The organism is Demequina sp. (assembly GCF_047975725.1).
In the GTDB taxonomy this organism is placed as follows: domain Bacteria; phylum Actinomycetota; class Actinomycetes; order Actinomycetales; family Demequinaceae; genus Demequina.
Map to the genome: position 1 here is coordinate 1 of NZ_JBKEED010000033.1, position 24882 is coordinate 24882.

Genomic DNA, 24882 nt, shown 5'->3' on the forward strand with positions numbered 1-24882 from the left:
CGCTCAAGTCCATCTCGGACATGCTGAAGGGTAAGCAGGGTCGTTTCCGTCAGAACCTGCTCGGTAAGCGCGTGGACTACTCGGGCCGTTCGGTCATCGTGGTCGGTCCTCAGCTCAAGCTGCACCAGTGTGGTCTGCCCAAGCAGATGGCGCTGGAGCTGTTCAAGCCCTTCGTCATGAAGCGCCTGGTCGAGCTCAACCACGCCCAGAACATCAAGTCCGCCAAGCGCATGGTGGAGCGTTCGCGTGCAGAGGTGTGGGACGTGCTCGAGGAGGTCATCACCGAGCACCCCGTGCTGCTGAACCGTGCACCCACCCTGCACCGTCTGGGTATCCAGGCGTTCGAGCCTCAGCTGGTTGAGGGCAAGGCCATTCACCTGCACCCGCTGGTGTGTGGCGCCTTCAACGCCGACTTCGACGGCGACCAGATGGCTGTGCACCTGCCGCTGTCGGCAGAGGCGCAGGCCGAGGCCCGCGTGCTGATGCTGTCGAGCAACAACATCCTCAAGCCGTCGGACGGTCGTCCGGTGACCATGCCTTCGCAGGACATGATCATCGGTCTGTACCACCTGTCGCTGCACAAGGAAGGCGTCAAGGGTGAGGGCCGTGCCTTCACCTCCGCCGCCGAGGCTCGCATGGCGTTCGACGCTGGCGACATCTCGCTGAACGCTGAGATCCAGCTGCGCGTGGATGGCGACACCGTTCCGCCGCTGGGCTACGAGTTGCCCGAGGACCACGTGGAGGGCACGCCCTTCACGATGACCACCACGCTGGGTCGCGCGCTGTTCAACGAGCTGCTGCCTGTGTCCTTCCCCTACGTCAACCGTGACGTGGACAAGAAGGTCCTGGGCAACATCGTCAACGAGCTCGCTGAGCGCTACCCCAAGGTCGAGGTTGCTGCCTCGCTCGACGCGCTCAAGTCCGCTGGCTTCCACTGGGCTACCCGCTCGGGTGTGACCATCGGTATCGGCGACGTCGCGACCCCCGCCAACAAGCAGGAGATCCTCGAGCGTTACGAGGCTCAGGCGGTCAAGGTCCAGGAGCAGTTCGAGACCGGTCTGATCACCGACGACGAGCGCCGTCAGGAGCTCATCGAGATCTGGACCCAGGCCACGAACGAGGTCGACAAGTCCATGCGGGAGTCCTTCCCCAAGCACAACACGGTTCACACCATGGTGGGATCCGGTGCTCGTGGTAACTGGATGCAGGTGCGTCAGATCGCCGGTATGCGTGGTCTGGTGGCCAACCCGAAGGGTGAGATCATCCCGCGTCCGATCAAGTCGAACTACCGCGAGGGACTGTCCGTCCTCGAGTACTTCATCGCGACGCACGGTGCCCGTAAGGGTCTGGCCGACACCGCTCTGCGTACCGCCGACTCGGGTTACCTGACCCGTCGTCTGGTGGACGTCTCGCAGGACGTCATCGTCCGGGAGTCCGACTGTGGCACCGAGCGTGGTCTGACCATGCCGATCGTCGAGAAGTCGCCGACCGGTGAGACCGTCAAGCACGAGCGCGTGGAGACCTCGGTCTTCGCCCGCACCCTGGCCACCGACGTGACCGACGCCTCCGGCGACGTGATCGCCAAGGCCGGCGCGGACATCGGCGATGTGCTGATCGACTCGCTGATCGAGCAGGGCATCGAGGACGTCAAGGTCCGTTCGGTGCTGACCTGTGAGTCGGCGGTCGGTACGTGCGCCAAGTGCTACGGCCGTTCGCTCGCTACCCGTGAGCTGGTCGACATCGGCGAGGCCGTCGGCATCGTCGCTGCCCAGTCCATCGGTGAGCCCGGAACCCAGCTGACGATGCGTACCTTCCACACCGGTGGTGTGGCGTCCGCAGACGACATCACGCAGGGTCTGCCCCGTGTCCAGGAGCTCTTCGAGGCCCGTACCCCCAAGGGTGAGGCCCCGATCTCCGAGGTCGCAGGCAAGCTCAAGGTCGACGACTCTGAGGCCACGCGCCGCCTGGTCGTGACCCCCGACAACGGCGACGAGCCCATCGAGTACCCGGTCACCAAGCGTTCGCGCCTGCTGGTCCAGGACGGCGAGCACGTCGAGGTCGGTCAGCAGCTCGTGGCAGGTGCCGTTGACCCCAAGAACGTGCTGCGCATCCTCGGCCCCCGCGCCACCCAGAAGCACCTGGTGGACGAGGTCCAGGATGTGTACCGCTCGCAGGGTGTGGAGATCCACGACAAGCACATCGAGGTCATCGTTCGTCAGATGCTGCGTCGTGTCACGGTCCTCGAGGCCGGCGACGCGCCGCTGCTGCCGGGCGAGCTCGCGGAGCGTTCGCGCTTCGAGAGCGCCAACCGTGAGACCGTGACGAAGGGCGGCAAGCCGGCTTCGGCTCGCCCCGAGCTCATGGGTATCACCAAGGCCTCGCTGGCAACCGAGTCGTGGCTGTCGGCCGCATCGTTCCAGGAGACCACCCGCGTCCTCACCGAGGCAGCGATGTCCGGCAAGTCGGACCCGCTGGTGGGCCTCAAGGAGAACGTCATCCTCGGAAAGCTCATCCCCGCTGGTACCGGACTTCACCAGTACCGGACCGCGACGGTCGAGCCCACCGAAGAGGCCAAGTCCAACCTGTTCCCGACCTTCGGGTACGAGGAGTGGGAAGGCCAGTACTTCTCGGAGGGCACTGGCGAGGCTGTGCGACTCGAGGAGTTCGACCTGCCGCGCGAGTAATCACTCACGTCACCGAGGCCCGGTCCCGCAGCTGCGGGGCCGGGCCTCGCCCGTTTTCCCGTCAAATGGATCCATTTTCTCGGGAGGGGGTGCCCGAACCCGGTCAAATGGATCCATTCGCTCGGCAGGGGGTGCCCGAACCCCGCCAAATGGATCCATTTGACTTGCGAGGAGGGGCGGGGGAGGGGCGGGCGGGGGCTAGAAGCGCGAGGGCTGGTACGCCAACTGGGCGGCGACGAGGCCGCGGTCGCGGGACACGATCTGGGCACGCCCGGCAGGCGCCGGGTGAGCCTTGACCTTGCCGATGAGCGCGCCCTCCTCGGGGCTACCGCTGAGCAGGATGCCAGTGGAGCCGATGTCCGTGAGGCGCTGGATGATCGGGTCGTACGAGGCACGCGATGCGCCACCGGCACGGCGGGTGAGGATCAGGTGCAGGCCCAGGTCTGCGGCCTGGGGAAGCAGGGTTGCGAGCGGCGCGAGGGGGTTGCCCTGCGACGTCGAGACCAGGTCGTAGTCGTCGACCAGGATGTAGCCCTCGGCGCCCTTCCACCACGACCGGCTACGCAGCTGCTCGGGCGTGACGTCCTTGCCGGGGATGCGGGTCTGGAAGAACTGCACGAGTTCCTGGATACCCGACGTCGCCTCGTCGTGGGTGCCCAACGTGGCACCCAGGTACTCCTCGGGAAGGTCTCCCAGGAGCGAACGCCGATAGTCGACCACGAAGATCTTCGCCTCTTGCGGGGTGTGCAGGCGGGCAATCTCCTGGGCGCAGGCGCGCAGGAACGACGTCTTGCCCGAGTCCGCGTCGCCGTACAGGTACAGCGTGGGCTCTTCGCGCGGGTCGATGCCGAACGGCGCCAGCCCCGCCTCGTCAATACCCAGCAGGATGGACGGCGCGTCCTTCGCGATCGAGCGCACCTGGTCCAGCGTGATGCGTTCGGGCAACAGCCGCAGCTTGGGGCCGGCGGGGCCGCGGTAGGACTCGGTCATCCGCGCGATGAGCGCGTCCACGCCCGTGGCGAGCGACGCGGGGTTCGAGTCGCCGTCGATGCGGGGCAGCGCGGTGAGCATCTGCAGTTTCGCAGGGCTGAGGCCGCGGCCGGCCGCACCGGCCGTGACGTTGCCAGCGGCCTTGCGGTCGATCTCCGAGTCGGACGGGTCGCCCAGGCGTAGCTCAAGTCGGGTGCCGATGAGGTCCTTGATGTTGGAGCGAATTTCGAGCCACCGCGCAGCCGTGATGATCACGTGCACGCCATAGGTGAGGCCCCGGGCGGCGATGGCCTGGATCTGGGGCTCAAGGTGCTCGTACTCGGCGCGGAGCGTGCCCCAGCCGTCGACCACGAGGAACACATCGCCGTAGCCGTCGTCGATCGCGCCGGCAGCACGGCGCTGGCGGTAGGTGTCGATCGAGTCGATGCCGTTGTCGCGGAAGAACCGCTCGCGGTGGTTGATGATCTGGATGACCTCGGACACGGCGCGACGCACCACGTCGGGCTCGGAACGGGTCGCGAGGCCGGCGAGGTGGGGGAAGTCGCGCATGCCGGCGAAGGATCCGCCGCCAAAGTCGAGCACGTAGAACTGCACCTCGCGGGGAGAATGGGTCAGCCCCAACGAGACGAGCGTGGTGCGTGCCAGGGTCGACTTGCCGGACAGCGGTCCACCCACGACGGCCATGTGGCCGGCCGCACCTCCCAACGACACCGTGAGGCTCTCGCGGCGCTGTTCGAGCGGCACGTCGACAATGCCGAGCGGCACAGTGAGGCCGCCACGGGAGCGCCACGACGCGGACACGAGCCCCAGCGCGGGATCGGCCTGCAGGTCAGGCATGAGCTGGTCGAGCGTGGGCGCGGTCTCGAGCGGCGGCAGCCACACCTGGTGCGCCTCCGGACCCAAGTCACTCATCCGGTCGATCGCGATGTCGAAGGTGCTGCGCTTGTCGACGGCTGCGCCAGCCGCCGCCGCAGAGGCGGCCTCGGCTGCCTCTGCGGCAGCGGCCTCCGCATCGTCCTCATCGGTGGCGCGCACGGCGACCGGAGCGGCGGTGAACAGCTCGACCACGGCCTCGCGCACGTCGGCCCCGCTCTCACCGGTCACGGCCTTGCGGGCGCGGCGCTTGGGGGCGCCAGAGACGTACGCGGCACGGAACTGCGTCATGGTCTCGGTGTCGGACTTGAGGAAGCCGACGCCGGGCTCTTGGGGGAGCGTGTACGCGTCGGGCACGCCCAGGATCGTGCGCGATTCCGCAGCCGAGAACGTGCGCAGACCGATCCGGTAGGACAGGAACGTGTCGAGTCCGCGGAGCTTGCCTTCTTCGAGGCGCTGCGAGGCCAGCAGCAGGTGCACCTCGAGCGAACGGCCCACTCGGCCGATGTTGATGAAGCTCTCGATGAACTCGGGCTTGGCGGCAAGCAGCTCGGAGAACTCGTCCGCCACGATCATGAGCGCGGGCAGGGGCGTGAGGTCGCTACGCCCACCCAGACGGGCCTTTTCATAGTCGCGGACATTGACGAAGTTGCCCGCACGACGCAACAGCTCCTGGCGACGGGTCACCTCACCCTGGAGCGCATCCTGGAAGCGGTCGACGAGCGCGAGCTCGGCGCCAAGGTTGGTGATGACCGCGCTCACGTGCGGCATGCCGGACATGCCCGCGAACGTCGCGCCACCCTTGAAGTCGACGAGCACGAAGTTCAGTTGCTCGGGGGAGTGGGTGAGGGCGAGGGCGAGCACCATGGTGCGCAGCACCTCGGACTTACCGGAACCGGTGGCACCGATCATCACGCCGTGGGGTCCCATGCCCTGCTGGGCGGATTCCTTGATGTCGATCACGATGGGGGCGCCGTCGGGGGTTTGGCCGATGGGTACGCGCAGTCGATCGCGCGCGGGGCGGCCACGCCACACGTGGCTGAAGTCGATGTCGCGCACATCCGGCAGACCCAGCAGGTCAACGAGCTCGCGCTGCTCGGTGGAGCGCGGCGCCTGACCGGACTCCACCGCGCGGGCGGCGGCGACGTACAGCGGCAACAGACGGCGTGCCGTGGCCTCAGCCTCCGCAATGGTCGTGGTGTCGGCTTCGACAGTCACGGGTGCGTGCGCGAGGGTGAGCACCTCCGCGGTGCGCGAGTCGCCGGGCGTGAACGCGATGCGCATGGTCTGGGCATCGTCGAGGTCGGACCACCGCGAGGGCAGGTCGATCACGGTCACCCCCTGCAGGCCATCGGCCGTCACGATCGGGTCGTCGGAGGCTGCGCGCACGCCATCGGTGACGACGATCACGTGGGGCACGCTGTCGCCGCCGGGGGCGAACCGGGGCCGCTCGCGCACCTCGGCGGGAAGCATCTCGCCCAACGCGGCGAGGTCGGTGCCGATCATGCGAGCCGCGCCCACGCCGTCGGTGCTCGCGGTGGAGTGCGTGTGGGGCAGCCACTTGGCCCACTCCCACAAGGGCAGCACAGATGACTCGGCGGCTATCACGATCTGCACCGAGTCAGGCCCGTGCAGCGCTGCGATCGAGGCCACCATCGAGCGCACCAGGGCGCGGACGTCCTCCTCCTCGCCGGTCACCTCGACGCGGGCGAACTCGCCCAGTGGCACGGCGAAGGGCAGCCGATGCTGCATCTCGTGCGTGAGCATGAACCGGTGGGCGGCAGAGGCTGCGACGGGATCGAGCTGAGCCAGCGGAGGCAGTTCGGGCGCCTCGAGCGTCACGCACAGGGGCTGGTCGTTGCGGCCGATGCGCACGTGCAGGAAGTCGGGATCGTTCGCCGAGCGCTCCCACGCCCTGGTGCGCTCCTCGGCGAGGTAGGGAAGGGCGCTGGGCGCGGGATTGGCCCAGTTGGCTGCGCGGCGCTGCTGCTTGGAGGCGACGCGCACGGTCTCGCGCAATTCACCCAAGTAGGCAAGGTACTCACGCCGAGCGCCGAGCACCTGCGCGTTGCGTTGCGAGCGCTGGCGCCAGCCATTGACGGCGACGAATCCCAGCGATGACACGAGGAACATGCCACCCGTCAGCAGACCCTGGACGCCGGTGTTGGTCATGGTGACCATCACGATGGCGCCCACGGAGCCCAGCATTGGCAGCATCGACATGAGCATGCTGGACCCGTCTGCAGGGGCAATCTCCGGCGGGGCCTGCAAGGGGATGCGCCCCGATGGGACTCGGGGTGGTGCGAGGCGCGGGCCGGTCATGGGGTTCCCTCCGGGGCTCGGGTATCGAGCAGGACGTTCACGGTGAAGGCACGGTTACCCATGCGCACGCGGGCGCCGTCGGGCACCTCGGTGCGCGCGCCGGGGGCGAGCGTGGTGATGTCGTCGTCATCGAGCAGGTCGGTGCCGTTGGTCGAGCCTTGGTCCGTCACCCACGTGCGGCCTCGCGAGTGCTCCAAGCGCACGTGGGTCTTGGACACCGAGCCGTCGGGGTCGGTCACGGACACGAGGGCATCGGTGGGGGCCGTCGCGGCGGGGCGCCGGCCCAGGTTGACCGTGGCGGGAAGCGCAATGGTCTCGCGTTGGCCGGTGTCGAACACGAGCAGGAGCGCTCCCTGCGTGACGGGAAGGGCCGATGCGGGGGCTGGCTGGGGTGCCGACGCCGGCATAGGCACCGGCGCAGGCGCCGGTACAGGGGCCGATGCGGGTGCCGGTGCAGCGGTGGCAGGCGCGGCAAGGGGATCAGATGGCGCGGCCGCAGGAGGCATGGCCGTGCCGGGGGCAGGCGCAATGGCCGGTTGTGAGGCTTGCACCTGGGGCGGCGGGGGGATCTGCGAAGGAGGCTGGTTCGCCGGCGGGACCTCGGGCTGCGCTTGCTGTGCCGCCACGACTTCGGCACGCGTGGTCGCCACGATGGGGGTGATTCCTTGACCGGTGAACGAGGCGCTCGCCGAGTCCTCGATGCTCGACCCGCCGAGCGTCGAGGTGCTCACTACGCGTGGCGCGGCGAGTCCGAAGGCCGCAGCGGTGCCTGGTGCCGGGGCAGCGGCGGCCGCACCCGCATCGGCGCTCACGGCCCGCGCAGCGGTGCGACGGGGCGTGGAGACGGCCACCGTGCCGGAGGCCTTGGCCGCCCAGGACCGACCTCGCCCACTTCTGTCCCAGGCGCCGCTGGCCGCGACCACCCAAGCGCCGACGATGGCGACCAGGAAGCCCAAACCGGTCAGGGCCATGCGGCCTACGGCGCGGCCGGCGCCGGGGGAGTAGGGGCGGCTTTCGATGCTGTGACGCATGCGCAGCACGAGAGCGCCAAGAGACAAGCCCGTGCGTGCCTCCAGTACCCACAGGAACACCAGCGACTCCAGCGCCGCAAGCACCGTGAGTGGCACGCTAGTGGCCCACAGATGGACGGTGACGGTCACCGCCGCGACGGCAAGCACATCGATCGTGAAGGCCGCGACCTGCTTGCCGACTGCCGCGTAGGAACCGGCGAAGGCGGGGCCAAGGGTGGGGCGGCCACCACTGCGCAGCGGCGGCGTAGGGATAGCGCTCGGCGAGGGCAGCGATGGGTAGGTGGGAGCAGCCGCGGCCGCGGCAGGATCAGGCTCGCTGGGCGTTCCACCGCCGGGAGCCATCACGAACTGGGTGGAGGGTTTGCGAGTGGTGACACCACACCACAGGCAGGAGGCCGCTGAGGACTGGACTGCTTGGCCGCAGTTCCAGCACGGGGCGGAAGTCACGACGTCGGAAGGACTCATCAAGACACCATCGCTCGTACGAACTCGAGGGTATCGGCAGCAAGCAGCGCGGCCGGAAGCGCCAGGACGACGGACATGCTCTCGAGCACGTCGCCGATGCGCGACCACGCAAGCGCCGACCGCTCACGGGACAAGGGGGCAAGTGCGGCCGCGATGATCGCCGAGACGATGATCAGCACGGCGGCAAGGGTGAGCCGTGCCGTCGGCTCCGCGCTCGCGGTCACCATAACCATCGCGAGCACCACGGTGATGCCGGCAGCCACTCGCGGGGTCCAGCGCAGCACCGTGTCGGTGGTCCGGCGCGACCACAGCACCAGCCCAAGGACGGTGGCGACCACCAACACGATGGCGCCGATGCGCTCGAAGATCGCCGGAGACGACACCCCCGCGACTACCAAGGGTGTCGCGAGGACACTCGTGGCGCTCAAGAGCACGACGCCGACGGTGAGGCGCGCGTGGGCCTCGTCGACATAGGGGCGCACCACTGCCATCGACACCTCGCCTGGGTCGCTCGGCACCGCGCCGCGTACGCTCCAGCGATTGCCAAGGAAGTGGCGGTACTCGATCGCGTAGCCCTCTGGCACGTTGAGAATCGTGGTGGGGACCCACCGCAACCCCGGTGCGACCAGGCCCATGCACACCATGGCTGCGGCCGATGCGGGCATCCCGATGACGAGGGTGAGCGCCCACACTGCGCCCAAGATCAGCAGCCCGACCGCGGAGGAGACCGCGATCGCGCGCGCGGGACGCTCGCTCGCGACGGCGGCTAGGGCGCAGCACAGAACCGCGCCGGCAAGCAGTCCGGCGGTGACCGCAAGGTGTGCCCCTTGGTATGCGGCGGGGAGGGCGAGCGCCGTCGCGCTGAAGGCAAGCAGGATCGGGACGAGGATGGCAGCACCCTCACGCGAGCGGGACGCGCCACGCGTCGCCCACCACGTGCCACACGCCAGCGAACCCAGGCCGCCGAGTGTGCCCACGGCGAGGCGCGCGCCGTCACCCAACAGCGTCGAACCGAGGGCGAGATCAGTCAGTGCGGCGGCCAGCAGAAGGAGCGCGAGGGTGCCGAGCAGCCACCACGGTGCGGAGGCGTCGGCGCGGGCGGTGACGCGCGGCACGCTCCTCGATGTCGTGGCCGACTCGGGGGCGAGCGACACGAGCGTGAGGATCGCGCCGTCGTCGATGTGCGAGACGGGAGCGGCGAGGTCGACGGCCCTGCCGTCGCCTCCGAGCACCGCGTGGCGGGAGACATCGACGATGACCCCCATGGCGGCGAGCGCGCGTGCCAACGGCTGCTCGGCGGGAGCGGCGATGTCGACGCGACCGTGGGCGGCAAACAGTGCGAAGCATGTTCTCGCCTGCAGTGCGTCGGGAGCCTCGCTCACGCAGCCACCCCCGACGAACCCGGGATCTCCCAGGCGCGCACCTCGGTGTCGCACACCGCAGGGTACGGAGCGATCGAGGCCGGGGCGGGCATGTCGGGGGTCCTTACGGGCGGGGTACTAGTGGGAGAGTTGATGAGTGGGTGTGCAGCCAGCCGGGACGGGCCGCACACCGGCTGCCGTGGTGACCCTAGCGCGCCGGTGGACGTAAATCCAGGGACGTGTCAGGGGCGCCACAGACGGGACCTCTAGGCCTCGCCAGGCGCGTCGCGGCAACCTGCACGAGCCTGTTCGGACTGACGCACGAACTCATCGTCGTCCTCGAGTTTGGGGGCGACGGGTCCACCGAGCCCCGAGCGTGCCGGCTTGTCCTTCGATTGCCCCGCGCCGGTACCGGCACCGCCGCCAGCCATCATGCCTCGGCCGCCGCTGGATCCGGATCCACGCCCGCCGGTCGCGCCAGAGCCGGCACCAGATCCAGCAGTTCCGCTTCCGCCGCCCACGAGGCCGCTGCTCATGCCGCGTCCCGCGCCAGCTGCACCCGATGCGCCAGCTCCACCGGCCCCGACACCGCCCACGCCGCTCGTCGCACCGGAGCCGAGCAAGCCGCCCGCACCGGGAACGCCTGCCATGCCGGCTCCGGGCATGCCAGCTTGAGCCGCCGCGGCAGCCGCACGGGCTCGAGCGCCGAGGCCCACCGCGACCGCTCCTGCAGCGGCACCGCCACCGAGCAGGCCCGTGCCCCAGTGGGAGCCTCCCCCACCGCCGGTGGTACCGCTCGTGCCTGAGTCGATGTCGGGGCCAGAGCCACCGTGCCACAAGCCATCGTCACTATCGGGGTACGGGGTCGACGGCGGATTGACGCCGAGGTCGTTGCCGCTGCCCCAGTCGGTCCCGGGTTCTGGCGGTACCCACCTGGGTGGGTCCGTGGGCGACGGCACTGACCAGCCATCAGGGACATCGTCTGGAGCGCCCTCGTCGGCATACCTCAACTCCGGGAACTTGTCCGCCACAGCCTTGGGCAGACGTGGTGTCGCCGGCACCGGGAAAGGGCCACCGGGCAGGGGGTCGGGGTTCGTGAGACGCCATTGCTCGACCTCGTCGTCGGACGCGGTGTCGTCGACGACGAGGTCGAGCGACAATTTACTTAGCGACTCGTTGACACGCTCCTTCGGCGCGGCCAGATCCTCAGCCAGCGCTTCGAGGGTGGCCTTCGCCTCTTCTTCGCGGTTGTTGCCCAAAATCCCTTCGAAGATGCCGACGGCCTTGTCGGCGACATACGCGTAGCCTCCGATGATGACGTTGACCTCGCCCGCCGCCTGCGCGACGTCCACCGCGGCGTGAAGCCACGACGGCACCGTTGCCGACGGCAGACCGCCCCGAGCGCTGCGAGCCCTGTCCACCGCCGAGTTGGCGGAACTCACAGCGGACTGGACCTCGGTCAATGCAGACTTCAGGTTGCCGCAGATGTCGCTCAGGTCCCCGAACGTCGAGGCTGCCTGTTCAGCGGCCTTGCCCGACCACCTGTCCGGGTCGGGCAAGGCCAAGTCTGCGAGGGCTCGCCGCAAGGCGCCGAGCGAGAGCATCAGCTCGGGAAACTGCTCCGCCTTCCACGCGGGCGCGGCGAGGATGGCGTCGAGTGCCTGCTCATTCGGTCCCATGGGTTCCTCCTTGGCTGCGGGCCTTGCGTGCGATGACAACAATGACGACTGCGATGAACACGAGCAGAGCGATGCCTGCGATGATCCCTGGCACAAGCCAGCCGGGCATCGTCGTCTCGTCGGCGCCCTGTACTTCAGGGTTTGTGGCGTCGGGTGTGGGATCCGTGGTCGGAGCCACCTCTGCCGACGGAGTCGGGCTGGTGGGCTGTGGCGTGTAGATGGGACGCGGCGCGGGATCTTCGGTGATGTCTAGGTCAGCGACAGCACCCTCCCAGATCAGGTCGACGCCAGGCGGCATGAGCGCGTAGTTCGACACCAATGGGTTGACGTCGGGATAGACGGTGGGGTCTGCGGCAAGAAACACGTCAGTGATGACGACTCCGTAGCCGTACGGAGGATCGTACGAGAGCTCGTGAGGCACATCGCCGGTGTTGCGGATGACCGACTGCAACAACTGATTGGGTGTGGCGTCGGGATACTTCTGCATCGCCAGAGCCACGTTGCCGGCGACGATCGGGGTCGCAAACGATGTGCCGCCGGCGCGCGCCTGCGCCTTCCAGTCGTCATTGACGCCCTGGTGCAGCAAGTCAAGGCCGGGAGCGACCACGTCGGTGTTGTAGATTTCAGGCGCGGTGCCGTCGGGGTTGATGCGGTTGACGGACAGTACCCCGTTGAGGTCGGAAGGGGAGGTGGCGCTGACTGTTACATCTGTGTTGTCGACACTCGCGATGATCACGACTCCCTCGCGGATCGCCCTCGCGATCGCATTCTCCAGCACGTCGTGCCGGGGGACGCCCAACGACACGGAGATGATATCTGCGCCCGTATCCATCGCCGCATGCATGTCGAGCCCAATGGCGTGTGATGCGGTGATCGTCTCGCCGTCGGGGCCGACACAAGCACCGTCGAGTGCATCGGACTCTTCCGTTGTCGAGCCCACTGCTGCCGAGTAGGTCAACACGGTGGCGTCGGGCGCCAGGCCCTTGACGCCGGTCTGTCCGTCGAACCCTTGACCAGACCCCACGAGGAGTGAGAGCACCGCGGTGCCGTGGTGTGCCACCGCGTAGTCGGTAGACGTGCCGGGGTAGGGTGTCCCGTCGGCGTCTACGCATGCGGAGTCCTGCACGCGGATGTCAGCGTCGGCGAGGGTGGGGATGTCGAGATTGACGGGCGAGTCGATCATCGCGATGGTGATGCCCTCGCCAGTGATGCCGGCGTCGTGGGCGTCTTGGACCTTGAACCAGTCGAAGTACCAGAGCCCGTCGGTTTCGACATCGGCCGTTGCTGTGGTGGCGGACAGCGCGAGCATCACGAGGCCCATCCCGGCTCCGGTCCACCGAGTGAAGCGTGTCACGCGTCCTTCACCTGTCCGCTGTAGTTCGAGAAGGACGAGCCGCCGCTGGTCGACTGCTGCGACACGGTCGTGGTCGCAGGCTGCTGCGTCGCACCGGGCTCGGTGGCGATGTCGTCCAGGAAACTCTCGACCCGCGCCGCAGCCGCGGCGAGGGAGGCATCTTGTTCGACGAGGTCGTTGAGTGCGGCACGCACGCCATCGTCCATCGAGGCGATCGCGGTCATCAGTTCCTTGGTGATCCTGGACGCCTCGATCGTTGCGGCCTTCAGCGAGATGTTGAACGGAGCTGCCACAGAGGCGTTCGCGCCTTCGGTGTGCTTGATCGCCTCGAGCGAGGGGAACTCGTTGAGGTGCCGCAGCAGGTTGGCGAGTTCGTCGTGGATGTCGGTGATGCGGGCGGAGATCGCGTCTGTCATCGCCTCAGGTCCTTCCGGGCGCGGTACTCCCCGCATCGGGCGGTGAGGCCCGATGCGGGGAGTGGGGTCAGATGGAGAAGCGCTTGGCTGCTTGGGAGTCGGTGTTGACGTAGGAGTTGGAGATCTCCTGGGTCTTGGTCGAGATCTGGGCCAGCAGTTGCTGGAGTTCGGCGATGGAGGCGTTCCAGCGGCGCTGCGCCTCGTCGTAGGAGGTCTGTGCCTCACCGGACCAGTTGGCGCGCAGGCGCGAGACCTTCTTGTCGAGCTCGTCGAGTTCGTTGCGGATGCCGGTGGCGCCGGTGCGGATCGAACCGGCCAGCGCGGTGACCTGCTCGGGGCGAACACTCATTGATTCCATGGTGGTGTCTCCTTGAGTGGTAGGTCAGGAACCGGACATCATCGAGCCAAGGCCCGAGATGGTCGACTGGTGGTCTTGTTCGGCCTGGGCCTGGTCACGTTCGGTGCCCTTGAGTGCGTCCTCGAGGGTCACGAGCACGTCGTTGAGCTTGCGTGATTCCTGGTCCCAGCGGGTCAGCAGCTGGGTGAAGGACGTGGCGGCAGCGCCAGTCCAGTACCCGCGCAGCTGCTCGATCTCGGAGCGAACGTTCGCGATCTGTCGGTCGATGTTGCCCTTGGCGGTGTTGACGGCGATAGCACCATCACGCAACGCACCCTCTTCAGCAGCAATGGTCTGAGCCATTGGTGCCCCCTTCATCAGTGACTGGGACGACCAGCACCCACCAACGGGCTGCCACATGGCAATCGACGGACTCGCCCCCTGCCAGCCGACACCGAGACCCTACCCGGTGCTCTGCGTGATTTCCAGGGTGTTGGGCGGTTTGTCACTGTCACGCGTGCTTGCCGCGCAGAGCTCCCCTCACAAGGCTTGGGGTGAAACCCTCGGGCCGTTACACTCCCGAAGAGTCCACAGCGCCTTGAAGTCACGTGCCGCGCGTCGGCACGCTCCCGGGGGAGGAGCCCAGTGAGCCAGCAAGCAGCAGCTCCCATGTCGCTCGTGCGAGTGAGCGTGGTGAGCGAGGATCGACGTCTCGACGTTGGCGTCCCTGGTTCCGTGCCCTTGGTGGAGGTGATTCCGGGGTTTGCGCGCAGCCTCGGCGTCCTGGACCCGTCACTTGTCCACGGCGGATATGCCCTACGCAGGGCCGACGGCGGAGAACTCGACCCGAGCCTCAGCGCGACCGCCCAGGGCGTGCATGACGGCGATGTGCTCACCCTGGCGCGCGGAGGGCTCCTCTTTGAACCCCGCGTCTACGACGACATCACCGAGGCCGTCATCGACGCGACGGCGGAGCAACACCGGGCCTGGGCGCCCGCGGACAGCGCACGCACCGCGTTGGCAGTGAGCCTGACGTTCCTCGCGTTGTGCGCAGTGCTGCTGTTCAGCATCGGGCCGTCTGTGTTGCTGGCCCCCGTCCTCGCTGGTGGCGGCGCCGCAGTGCTGCTCATCGCATCGGCCGTGCTGGCCCGGCTGGGACAGGTCGAGGCCGGGCATGGTTTCGGACTCGCCGCGGCAGTCTTCGCTGGTCTTGCTGGATTCCTGGCCCTTGATGCCGACCTGCGCTGGGGCTGGCCTCTCGCCGCCGCTGGAGGGGCCGCCGCGCTCACTGGCGCACTCGCCATGGTGCTGTCGACGACGCGCCGTGAGGTGCATCTCGTCAGCATCGTGTGGGGCATCGTGATCGCCATCCCGGCGACTATGACCGGGCTGGCTCCGGGCGCCGCCGTCGCAGCCTTCGCCATGACGGTCGCGGTCGCCGCTGCGCTAGGAAACCTACTGCCGTGGCTGGCCTTCAGTTCCACCCGCCTCAAGGTCATCTCGCCACAGAGCGACCAGGAGATCTTTGCGGAGCCCACGCCCATTGATGCCGATGCGGTGAAAGCCCGCGCTGCTAGCGGGGCTCGCGTACTGGTCGCCCTCCGGCTCGGCATTGGACTCGCAGTCCTGGTCGCCACGCCGATCGTGGCAGCGAGCGGCCTCGCCGGCGCGTGCCTTGCCGCGCTTGCGTTCTTGGGGATGATGTTCCAGTCGCGCCAGGCATACGCCAGGGCCGCCGTGATGGTGGTGATGGCGGTAGGCGCTGTGGGCCTTGCGCTGACCGCGCTCACGGTCGCCGCGTCCCAGGCGCACCGCCAGGGAGCGCTGTTGGTGATTCTGTTGGGCGCGACCGCGATCCTCGTCACGGTGACGCTGCTGAGCCCCCGCGCACGTATTGGCATGGCACGAGCGGCGGACACCGTCGAGGTCATCGTGCTCACATTGCTGCTGCCCCTCGGCGTGCTCGCGGCGGGCTGGGCATAGTCCATGGCGACCAAGAAAGACCTGATTGACGCCCAAACGTACAGTCGCAAACGCCTGCTCGCTGCCTTCACCTCTGGCGCACCTGGAGGCAAGGAGGTCGAGCCCACGTCGCCGCTCAAGGCGGTGATCGGCGGTGTCGTCCTGTCTGCCATGGTGATCCTCGGCGGCGTGTTCTACGGGTACATGAACCAGGGACTCAAGCCAGGTTGGGAAACGAACACCCTCGTCATCACGACGGACACGGGCGCGCGCTATCTGTCGCGCGAGGGCACGCTGTACCCCGTGGTCAACGCCACGAGCGCTCGCCTGCTCACGCCGGCCGACCAGTATTCCGTGGTGACCACGAGCGCTGCCGAGGTGAAGGACGCTCCTGTCGGACCGACTATCGGCATCGTGGGAGCGCCGGACGACGTTCCGCTCGCGAGCGACCTGGTCCCCACGGGCTGGAGTGCCTGCGCCGCGCCTGTCGGCACGGCTGTCTCCATACCAGGAGACAGTTCCGTTCAGGCGACCGATGCGGGCGTCGCCGTGGTGAGCGACGGTGCCGTCTACGTCATCGCTGGCGGCTACCGCTACGCCGTGGCCTCGGTGGCAACGGACGCCGTGCTGCGTGCGATGGGGCTCGCGGAGCAGGCCCCGGTCGAGGTCGATTCGCGCTGGCTGAACCTGTTCGAGGAAGGCGCCGAGCTCGCCCCTCTCACGGTGGACCAGGCAGGCGAGCCGGTGGGTGACTCGACACTCGTGGTGGGCGCAGTGGTCCACCCGCAGGGCTCGACGAACCGGTTCCTGGTGACCCCGGAGGGGGAACTCGCGGCAATCAGCCCGCTTGCGCAGCAGCTGTACATGCTGGGCACGGGCGCCCTGCTGGGTGGTGAGCGGGAGGTGACGGCGGCCGAGATCCGTGACCTGCCCACGGCTGACACCTCACCCATCCCTGGCGACTGGCCCGCAGTTGTGCTGGTGCCGTTGTCCTACGACCTCACCGCTTGCGCGCTCCTGGTCCACGGCGCCAATGGCGCGGCCCAGACTTCGCTCGCCGCAACCGATGTAGCGCCCGATTCCGCAGGAGTGAACGTGGCGGTCCGCGCTGGCGCGCTCGTCATCACCGGAGGGCGGGGAGCACAGTCCGCCCAGGCGCTCGCCTTGGTCGACGAAACGGGAACGTCGTACGCGATGCCAGGGGCCGACTCGGCTGTGCTGACCCGCGTGGGGTACTCGCTCGACGACGCGACTCACGTGCCGAGCGTGTGGATGCAGTTCTTCGCCTCTGGCCCCGCACTCACCGTTGAGGCCGCGGGGGCCTCGCCCGCTGGCCAATCCGTGTCGCTAGGAGCGACCCCCGAACCCACGCCATCGTCATCGCTCGCGATCGACTCGGCGGGCATTCAGTGCGATGCCGAGACTCCCACGCTCATCGACCAGGAGCCGCCGAGTCTGGCCATGCTCCAGAGCGAAGCGGTCTGGGAGCGCGCGACCGGGGCAGGGGTGACGGTCGCCGTGGTGGACTCCGGCATTGCAGCGAGCAACGAGCACCTCCAGGGGGTCGTGACCGGCGGTGTCAACCTGGTGCCGGACGGCGAGCGCGAGGACGGCCTGGTCGACAAGCACGGACACGGCACGGCCATTGCGGGCCAGATCGCCGCTCAGCGCGTGGACGGCTCCGGGGTCGTCGGCCTTGCCCCTGACGTCGAACTGCTGTCGGTGCGGGTGTACGCCGGAAGGGACCAGCAGACCCTCGAGGCGGGCTGGGGCCCCGACTCAGGACGCCTGGCGGAGGGGATCCGCTGGGCGGCTGACAACGGCGCCGACGTCATCAACGTCTCGCTCAGTGATGAGCAGGATGTGCCCGCCGTGCGCGACGCCGTCGCGTACGCCCAGCAACGCGGCGCGTTGATTGTCGCGAGCGCCGGGAACCGGGAGACCGCGACCGTCAAGGACGATGTCCCTCGTTACCCGGCCGCCTATGACGGCGTGCTAGCGGTCACGGCGAGCGACCTCCGTGGCACCGTGACCGACGCCAGCATTCACGGTGAGCACGTTGAGATCGCCGCGCCGGGGATGGCCGTCGTGACCGCGACGCCCGGTGGCGGCGACTGCATCTACTCCAGCGCCGAGCCGTCGTCGAGCTACGCGACCGCGTATGCAGCAGCAGCGGTGGCCCTCGTCAAACAAGCTCACCCCGACGACACCAACGAGCAGCTTCGCTATCGCCTTATGGCGAGCGCCATTCGCGTCGATGCGGATGCTCGGGATGACGTCAACGGCTGGGGATTGCTCCAGCCGCTGGATGCCATTTCCCTGGTTCCGGGCAGTCAAGAACGTGGCCCCTCCAACCCCTTCACCGGTGCGGACGCGATAGCGGTGTCACCCGCGTCCGTGCAACTAGCGCCCGTGAGCGTCGACGACCCACTCGACGACACTCGCAGGCTCGCAATCGGCGTGGGGGTCGTGGGGTTCATTGCGCTCGCGGGGCTGGGTTCGGTGCTGGTCTTTCGTCGGCGTGCGGATCAGGCTCCCGTGGCCCAAGAGCCGCGCGAGGGCATGCTCGACCGGAACCGCGAGTCCGCAACCGAGCTGTTGCGCTGACGCCTGACTAGAGCCAGATCAGGCCAAGCGCGATGGCGCCACCGACGGCGAGAACGCACGCCACAGTGAAGGTGACGACAGCCACGCGTGCGGTACGTCGGCCACGGCGGCGCACCGAGGTCATCGCAGGCGCGGCCGCGCGCGTCGCGGCGGGCCCCTCTTCGACCGCTGCGGGAGGTGCAGACACCTCGGGGATGTCGCGAGCGACATAGGTCTCGACCGCTCCGGGCCCGACTGCGGGCTCGGCTCGAGGAGCGAAGCCCTCGACGACGGGAGGTTCCGTGATGCCGCGACGGCGAGCCGCACCGGGGAGGGTGAGCGACGGTTGTGGCTTGGCACGGTCTACGACGGCAGTGCGGTCGTCGGGTGCGGGCCTGTCGACGACGCGGGTGTGGTCGTCTTCGTCGGTCGGTGTGGGTGCGGGCCTGTCGACGACGCGGGTGTGGTCGTCTTCGTCGGTCGGTGTGGGTGCGGGCCTGTCGACGACGCGGGTGTGGTCGTCTTCGTCGGTCGGTGTGGGTGCGGGCCTGTCGACGACGCGGGTGTGGTCGTCTTCGTCGGTCGGTGTGGGTGCGGGCCGGTCCACCACTCGCGTGCGCTCGTCGTCGTCCATCACGTCCTCGCTACACCGTCAGGGTGTCGTCGTCGTACTCGCCGAGCGTCATGGCATGCGCGTCGGTCGTGCCGTCGTTCAGCAGCTGCGCTCCGCCGGAGACGACATCAATCACGATAACGGTGATGTTGTCGCGACCTCCGGCCTGCTTGGCGCGTTCAACGAGCACGTGCGCAGCGCTCTCGGGGCGGCCACTCATCGTGAGCAGCGCGCGAATGGCCTCGTGGTCGAGTTCGCCATGGAGTCCGTCGGAGCACAACAGTAGGCGCTCGCCGGTGACGACGGGAACGAGCCAGCTGTCAGCGAGCGAGTCCGCCGCTCCGATCGCGCGCGTGATCACGTTGCGGTCCGGGAACGTCGCGAGGTCTTCTTCGCGCATCTGCCCTGTATCGACAAGCTCGCGACCGAGCGAGTGATCCTTGGTGAGTTGCTCGAGCTCGCTGCCCAGGTGGCGGTAGACGCGCGAATCGCCCACATTGAACACGAGCCAATGTGGTTGGCCGCCGTGTTCGACCAGCACCACGCCAGTGGCGGTGCTCCCCGCTCCCCGGCTCGTGGACTGTGCCACTACGTCCACGCGATCGTCCGCATCGAGCAGTGCCGCCTGAACGTCCTCGAATACTCCGAATCGGTCGCCACACAGGCGATCCCGGAAGGCGCCCACGACGGCTGCGCTGGCGAGGTCTCCGCATTCGTAGCCGCCCATGCCGTCAGCGACGACGAAGGCAGGACCATCCGCGAACAGCGCGTCCTCATTGGCGGGACGGCGCAGCCCGGGGTCGGTGACAGCGCCGACGCTGAGAGTCACCCCCGCGATACCCACGACGCTCATGCATCGCCCGCCACGTACGTGATGGACATGCCCACCTTGCCCAGAATGAACCGGCCCGTGACCGCGACCGGTTCGCCTGCCTCGATGAGCGTCTCCGTGCCTGCGGCGTCCACCAGCAACACGCCATTGGTCGAACCGAGGTCGGTAATGGTCCATTCGCCGTCAATGAGCTCGAGGCGGGCGTGCGACTTTGACAGGGTCCGCGTGGAGTCTGGAACGGCGAGAGCCTGGGCACCAGCTTCCGTCACGGGGGGACGGCGGCCGAGGATCACGCGGTCAGCCGTCAGGGGCAGCGGTCCCGCGTCGTCGACGTCGAGCGTCCACGCAATCTGGGGCCTGCGATCGACCACCACGGTCTCGCCATAGTCATCGTCGTCGTCTGCCGGAGCAGCGGCGGGTGCAGACGCCCACACGGAATCCGCAAGCGTGGACTGGGCGGGCGTGCCCGCCGCTTGTGCGCTCTCGAGGTCGTTGAGCCAGGTGGGAACTCCAACGGCTGGGGACTCAAGGGCCGATGCGGGGGGCGCCTGCTCGACGGGTGCCGGCACAGCACTGGCCGGAGCCACGCTAGCGGGCTCGGTACCGACATGCTCGGCGGGCGCGCTCGGTCGCGCCCAGGGGTTGTGCACCACGATCGGCTCCTCGGCGGGGGTCGAGGCGTGTGGCTCGGCGGGGACTGCCGGTGCAGCGTCCCAAGGCACCGGCACCTCGTCGTGCGCGCTCACGGGCTCGTCGGCAGCCGCAGGAACCGGCGCGGCAACAGGCGCAGGAGGCGCAACAGGCGCAGGAGGCGCAGGAGGCGCAGCTTCAGCGGCCGGGGGCGCCGGGGGAGCAGGCGGCACGGGAGCGGCGGGCGCATCGGCAGCCAGCTCGGTGCCAGGAGGGACGGTCGCTCCAAAGCCGGCAGGCGCGAGCACAGGTTGAGCGGGAGCGGCCGAGTCGGCGACCGGGGCAGGGACAGGCGCGGTGGAAGGGGCGGTGCCAGCGGCAGCCGGCGCCGCAGTGTGCGCTGCCATCAAGAATGCGGGTGCGTGCACCGCGCTGCCCTGCGCAGGCACGGTCTGCGCAGGTGCAGCGAGCCCACCCTGAACCTCGCGATGCCCTGCCACTTGCTCGAGGCGCTGCTGCCCAGGGTCGGCGTGGTCGTGGCGCGCCAGCACGAGCATGGTCGCCCAGATGGGGGCAACGAGCACGGCCGCGACAGCCAGGCCGGTGCCGTACCCGAACCGGGGATTGATGCGGCTCGCCGCCATGAACTTGAGGTAGAAGAAGTACAGGTTCACCACAGGAATGAAGGCGAACGCGACGTTCCATGCGGGCACGCCACCGAGCTTGAGGATGGTGGACTCATTGAGCACGGGTACCCAGCCTCGCCATCCGTCGGTACCGAGCTGGGTGAAGACGCGCGACAACGCCCAGCCGTACCAGACGTACATCGCGACGCCGACGAGCGTCCACACGAGGGCGAGCGCCAGCAGCGCACCCGCCGAGGCGGAGGAGTCAACGGACGGCATGGGTGTCCTTCCTTTGCAACGTGGAGAGTTCATCCGTGCGCTGTGCACGGAGGGTACGCATGAATGACGCAGGCGTGAAGGTGGACGTGAGACGCGCCCACCACGACAGCTCGCGCTTGAGGGCTCGACGTTCGTCGTCGACGATGTCCCACAGGCCCTGACTGGCCTCGCGGCTTGGTGGGTGCTCGGCGAAAACCGCGCGGTCGACGATCGCGGCGACGGCGACGGCAGGGGGTCGCGCGAGAACGTCGGCCACCTCGGCGCGAGTCAACCCCCGGGGAATCTCGATACCCGCATCGGTGTAGCGGTCCATGAGCTCTTCCCACGCGCCCACCATGGCGACCTCGGGCACCGCCGCTCGGCGGCGCCAACGTCGGTGGCTCGCCTTCGCCACAGGGAACACCAAGAAGGGAAGGACGACCAGCACGGTGCCAATGGCGGCGCTCGCGATCGCGAGGATGAGTGGCATATAGGTGCTGAGCCACACGTCTTCCTCGACTGGCGTGTCCTGGGTGGCCTCACCGGTGGTCTCCGACAACGTCGTGGGGGGATCGATGACCTCCGCCTCGACTTCTTCGGGTTCGGTGGGGTTCTCGGGCGGGTTCTGGCCCTCTTCGATGAGGCTGGGGGCGACCGTGAACTGCGGGGTGGCGTCGAGGGTGACCCACTCGCCGCCCACCGACCTCGCCTCTGCCCACGCGGTCACGTTCTCACCAGTGCACGTGTCAGCACACGAGGGCACGGCCCAGTCGGAGCCCGTGTCGCCGAGCCTGACGCCCATGACGACGCGCGACTCGAAACCCAGGTGGCGCGCGAGCAGTGCAGCGGCGGTCGCAAACTGCTCATCGTCACCCACAGCAGCCACGAGCATCGCATCCGTGGCGTCCTCGCCGGCCCGGTCCTGCTGGTCGACCAGGTCCTCGAAGAGTTGTTCCACACGAGCCGACGAGTGCCCTGCCCTGCTGCCGTAGAACGTGAACGGCGCGCGCGCACTGAGCGCCGTGATCCAGGCGTTCGAGGCGGCGGTGTCGTCCGTCGCGTGACTCAGGTAGCCGCGCTCGCGCAGCCGCTCGACGAGTGCGATCAGCGACGCACCCGTGCGGTCCAGTTCTTGAGCCTCGACCCAAGACGTCAGCGCGGGGTACGCATCTTCGCTGATGAGCGGTTCGCCGCCCACCGCGCGCTCGAAGGCAGCGGTGTCCGTCGATGCTGCGGCGGTGAGCGTGTACGTGTCACCGGCCCGCAGCCCCTCAACGGATTGCGGATCCTGGCCGGCGACAATCACTCCCGCGCCCAAGTCAGCGCTGGCGTAGTAGGAGTCGGCCAACTCGGCGGCCCGCTCGCCTCCGAACCGGGGAGCACCGGCCGACGCCGTCGACAGTGGTACCCACACCCCTTCAAAGCCCTCTTGAATGGTCACGGAGATGTCGCGTCCCTGACGTTGGGGCTGGCGCACCAGCTGAGCGGTCTGGTCGGTCGCTCCCACGTAGAAGGTCACGCCGTCGTAGGCGTCGAGAGTCGCGATGCGCAGCCGGTCGACGGCGCTTGTGGTCTCGACGGTGAACAGAGCCTCGCCAAAACGGTCGGTACGCGACCATTCCCGATACGACGACAGCGGGCTGGCCTGCTGCTGAAGCATGAGCAGGGGGTCTACTGCGTCACGGGCCACCACACGCGCGCCGAACGCGGACGAGAGCGGAGCCGCGGCGAGTGCGACCGCCACCGTGACCACGACCATGCCCACGCCCACGAGTTGGCGGCGCAGGGCAAAGGCACCAGAGGCCGAGCCCAGGGTCGCGGTGCCGGTGCGGGAGCGCGCGGCCTTGAGCGCGTTCGACCGGGCGATGCGTGCCCTCACGAGCAGCCAAGCCAAGCACACGAGCAGCGCGAGCGAGGCGACAGCAACGTGTGCGGGCGCGGGCACGGTGAAAGGGCCGATGCGCAGGTCGGCGCCCGTGGTCGAGGTACCGAAGAAGGCCCCGAACGCTGACATGGTCAGGAGCGGAGCGACCGCGAAAGGCGCCCACCGGCCGCCGTGAACCATCAGGGCCGCGGCCGCGAAAGTGCACACCGCCAGGGTGAAGAAGTACGGCACCAGGACGCTCTGGTAATCACCGGCGGGCACCGAGATCGTGAGCAGACGTTTCCAGCCCAGCACCACATCGGCGAGGCCCGTCCCGATCCCTGCGAGAAGGTCACGCGGGCTGGTCATCGCCGAGGGCACAGCGGCGGGAACGACGGTGAGGACGTACAGGGCGACAGCGACGATCCCGGTTTGCCACAGTCGCCAGCGCAATGCCCAGCCGAGCATGACCGAGCCTGCCCCCACGGCCGTCGCGATGGCCGCGGCGACGATCGCTTGAGTGGAGCCGTAGATGGGCCACGCGGTCGCGACGGCGATCGCCACGCTGGCGACGAGGGCGACCATGCCCGCGACGAGTTGTGGTGCGGGCAGCGAAACGCGGGGGCGGGGGGACGTCATGTGATGGATCCCCTCAACATCAGGTGGCTCAGGTCGTGGAGCATACCCACCGTCATGACCTTGAGTTCACGTGCTGTGCGGACTTTCGGCTCGGCACCCTGCTCCGCGCGGACCCCCATGACGGTGACATCTGCAGAGAAGGCGACGGCGGCCTTGCGCAGCCGGGCGACGGACATCTGGGAGCCGGTGACCAGGAACACCATGGACAGGTGCTGAGTCTCTTGCGCGGTCATGCCAGCGACCAACTCCAGCGGCATGACGTCTTCCGAAGACTCGATGGCACTCATCCCGTCGAGCATGCCGGTTGCTGTCAGCGTGGGCAGCGTACGGATCGAGTGCACCCTGTCGACGGCGTAGCGAGGAATGTGTGCGCTGGAGGTGATGACCACCTCACGGCCGTCGCGAATGGCCTGCAAGGCGAGCGAGGCCGCCGTCGACACCGCCATCTCAAACTCGTCTTCGCTCGCATACTCGGTGATGTCGAGATCCAGGGCGATCGCGATACGCGAGCGCCGGGTCTCCTCGTACTGCCGGACCATCAGCTGGCCGGTCTTGGCGGTCGACTTCCAGTGGACGTGGCGGCGCGAGTCCCCTGGCACGTAGTCGCGGATCGCGTGGAAAGCCAGGTCCGAGTCGACGATGGTCGAGGTGACCACTCCCTCGAGGTCGCGCAGCAAGCCGGCGCTCGTCGATGGGATCGGCACCGTCACGGGGTGCACATAGATGTGCTGGACGTCGGGCCAGGTGTGGTCGCGCTGAACAATCCCTAGGGGGTCACCGCGGCCGATCGTCATAGGCCCCACGGTGATGACGCCGCGCTTGGGTGCCGCGATCGTGAGCGTCTCTCGGTGCTCGGAGCCCGACCTGAGCAGCGGAACGTGCGCCTCGATGAGGCCCTCGCCCACAGGGATGTCCAGCAGTGCGGGCAACGCGGGCCGTTGCCCCGCGTTGCGCACCTCGAGGCCTGCGCCGAGCTCCGCACCCGCGACCACGCGGTCACGGTCGAACTCGAGAGAGACCTGGTACGAGTGGCGCCCCAGCAAGAACGGCACGCACAGCGCGAGGAGCGTGGCGGCGGCTGCCGCCACGACCCACCCTTCTGCCCATCCCCACGCGATCGCCGCAGCTGCGCCTGCCACCGTGGTGGCCACGAGCAACCATCCCGCAGGGTTGATGGTGTCGGAGACCGCCTTCCAGGCTCCGGTGACTGCCGCACGCACCCGGCCCACCGCTCGGCGGCCTGCTTCGACCCGTGCGGACATCCCGGTGTGCTCGGTGGCATACCGGGTCACCGTGGCCCCGCGCGTGCGGGTGCCGGTCACGGTGTGGCCGTACTGGGTTTCGGTGCGCTCGTACACGG

16 protein-coding genes are annotated in these 24882 nt (G+C 68.6%); 3 read left to right on the forward strand and 13 right to left on the reverse strand.

Translation table 11 applies throughout. The features are described 5' to 3' along the window. Window positions 1–2684, forward strand: a 2684-nt coding sequence (gene rpoC, locus ACK5NO_RS12340; protein ID WP_416812984.1) for a DNA-directed RNA polymerase subunit beta', incomplete at its 5' end; no start/stop codon positions are given. A gap of 198 nt (window positions 2685–2882) precedes the next feature. On the opposite strand, the gene eccCa is transcribed toward rpoC, so the two are convergent. The 8 genes from eccCa to ACK5NO_RS12380 all read right to left on the reverse strand — a co-directional run bounded on the left by eccCa (window position 2883) and on the right by ACK5NO_RS12380 (window position 13875). Continuing rightward, complete coding sequence (gene eccCa, locus ACK5NO_RS12345) at window positions 2883–6869, reverse strand: type VII secretion protein EccCa (protein ID WP_416812985.1); 3987 nt, start codon at window positions 6867–6869, stop codon at window positions 2883–2885. Further along, the gene (locus ACK5NO_RS12350) at window positions 6866–8242 is read right to left on the reverse strand and encodes an FHA domain-containing protein (protein ID WP_416812986.1); all 1377 of its coding nucleotides are present in this window, start codon (window positions 8240–8242) and stop codon (window positions 6866–6868) included. The genes eccCa and ACK5NO_RS12350 overlap by 4 nt, the downstream gene beginning before the upstream one ends. A gap of 122 nt (window positions 8243–8364) precedes the next feature. Next, window positions 8365–9747: a hypothetical protein gene (locus ACK5NO_RS12355; protein WP_416812987.1), complete on the reverse strand. Its 1383-nt coding sequence runs from the start codon at window positions 9745–9747 to the stop codon at window positions 8365–8367. Window positions 9748–9992: 245 nt separating this feature from the next. Next, window positions 9993–11405, reverse strand: a complete 1413-nt coding sequence (locus ACK5NO_RS12360; protein WP_416812988.1) for a hypothetical protein — start codon at window positions 11403–11405, stop codon at window positions 9993–9995. Continuing rightward, the gene (locus ACK5NO_RS12365) at window positions 11392–12759 is read right to left on the reverse strand and encodes a S8 family peptidase (protein WP_416812989.1); all 1368 of its coding nucleotides are present in this window, start codon (window positions 12757–12759) and stop codon (window positions 11392–11394) included. Before ACK5NO_RS12365 ends, ACK5NO_RS12360 begins: the two co-directional genes overlap by 14 nt. Next, a complete protein-coding gene (locus ACK5NO_RS12370; protein ID WP_416812990.1) occupies window positions 12756–13175 on the reverse strand; it encodes a hypothetical protein in 420 nt (139 codons plus the stop codon). The genes ACK5NO_RS12365 and ACK5NO_RS12370 overlap by 4 nt, the downstream gene beginning before the upstream one ends. 67 nt (window positions 13176–13242) lie before the next feature. Further along, window positions 13243–13524 carry a WXG100 family type VII secretion target gene (locus ACK5NO_RS12375; protein ID WP_416812991.1) on the reverse strand — a complete coding sequence of 94 codons (282 nt, stop codon included), beginning with the start codon at window positions 13522–13524 and terminating at the stop codon, window positions 13243–13245. Window positions 13525–13557: 33 nt separating this feature from the next. Continuing rightward, window positions 13558–13875, reverse strand: a complete 318-nt coding sequence (locus tag ACK5NO_RS12380) for a WXG100 family type VII secretion target (protein WP_416812992.1) — start codon at window positions 13873–13875, stop codon at window positions 13558–13560. Window positions 13876–14157: 282 nt separating this feature from the next. On the opposite strand from ACK5NO_RS12380, the gene ACK5NO_RS12385 reads away from it, so the two are divergent. Then, complete coding sequence (locus ACK5NO_RS12385) at window positions 14158–15495, forward strand: EsaB/YukD family protein (protein ID WP_416812993.1); 1338 nt, start codon at window positions 14158–14160, stop codon at window positions 15493–15495. Between the two features lie 3 nt (window positions 15496–15498). Then, on the forward strand, window positions 15499–18081 hold the full coding sequence (locus ACK5NO_RS12390) for a type VII secretion protein EccB (protein WP_416812994.1): 2583 nt from the start codon (window positions 15499–15501) through the stop codon (window positions 18079–18081). A 7-nt stretch (window positions 18082–18088) separates the two neighbouring features. Here the strand turns inward: ACK5NO_RS12390 and ACK5NO_RS12395 are convergent, their stop codons facing one another. The 5 genes from ACK5NO_RS12395 to ACK5NO_RS12415 are packed head-to-tail and all read right to left on the reverse strand — an operon-like array spanning window position 18089 to window position 24880. Then, window positions 18089–18694, reverse strand: coding sequence for a hypothetical protein (locus ACK5NO_RS12395; protein WP_416812995.1), 606 nt, complete (start codon window positions 18692–18694; stop codon window positions 18089–18091). A gap of 10 nt (window positions 18695–18704) precedes the next feature. Then, window positions 18705–19526 (reverse strand): PP2C family protein-serine/threonine phosphatase, encoded by an 822-nt coding sequence (locus ACK5NO_RS12400; protein WP_416812996.1) that lies wholly within the window; start codon window positions 19524–19526, stop codon window positions 18705–18707. Beyond that, a complete protein-coding gene (locus ACK5NO_RS12405; protein ID WP_416812997.1) occupies window positions 19523–21040 on the reverse strand; it encodes a DUF5684 domain-containing protein in 1518 nt (505 codons plus the stop codon). The genes ACK5NO_RS12400 and ACK5NO_RS12405 overlap by 4 nt, the downstream gene beginning before the upstream one ends. Then, a complete protein-coding gene (locus tag ACK5NO_RS12410; RefSeq protein ID WP_416812998.1) occupies window positions 21027–23522 on the reverse strand; it encodes a transglutaminase-like domain-containing protein in 2496 nt (831 codons plus the stop codon). Before ACK5NO_RS12410 ends, ACK5NO_RS12405 begins: the two co-directional genes overlap by 14 nt. Continuing rightward, window positions 23519–24880 (reverse strand): DUF58 domain-containing protein, encoded by a 1362-nt coding sequence (locus tag ACK5NO_RS12415; protein WP_416812999.1) that lies wholly within the window; start codon window positions 24878–24880, stop codon window positions 23519–23521. Before ACK5NO_RS12415 ends, ACK5NO_RS12410 begins: the two co-directional genes overlap by 4 nt. Window positions 24881–24882 lie beyond the last annotated feature (2 nt).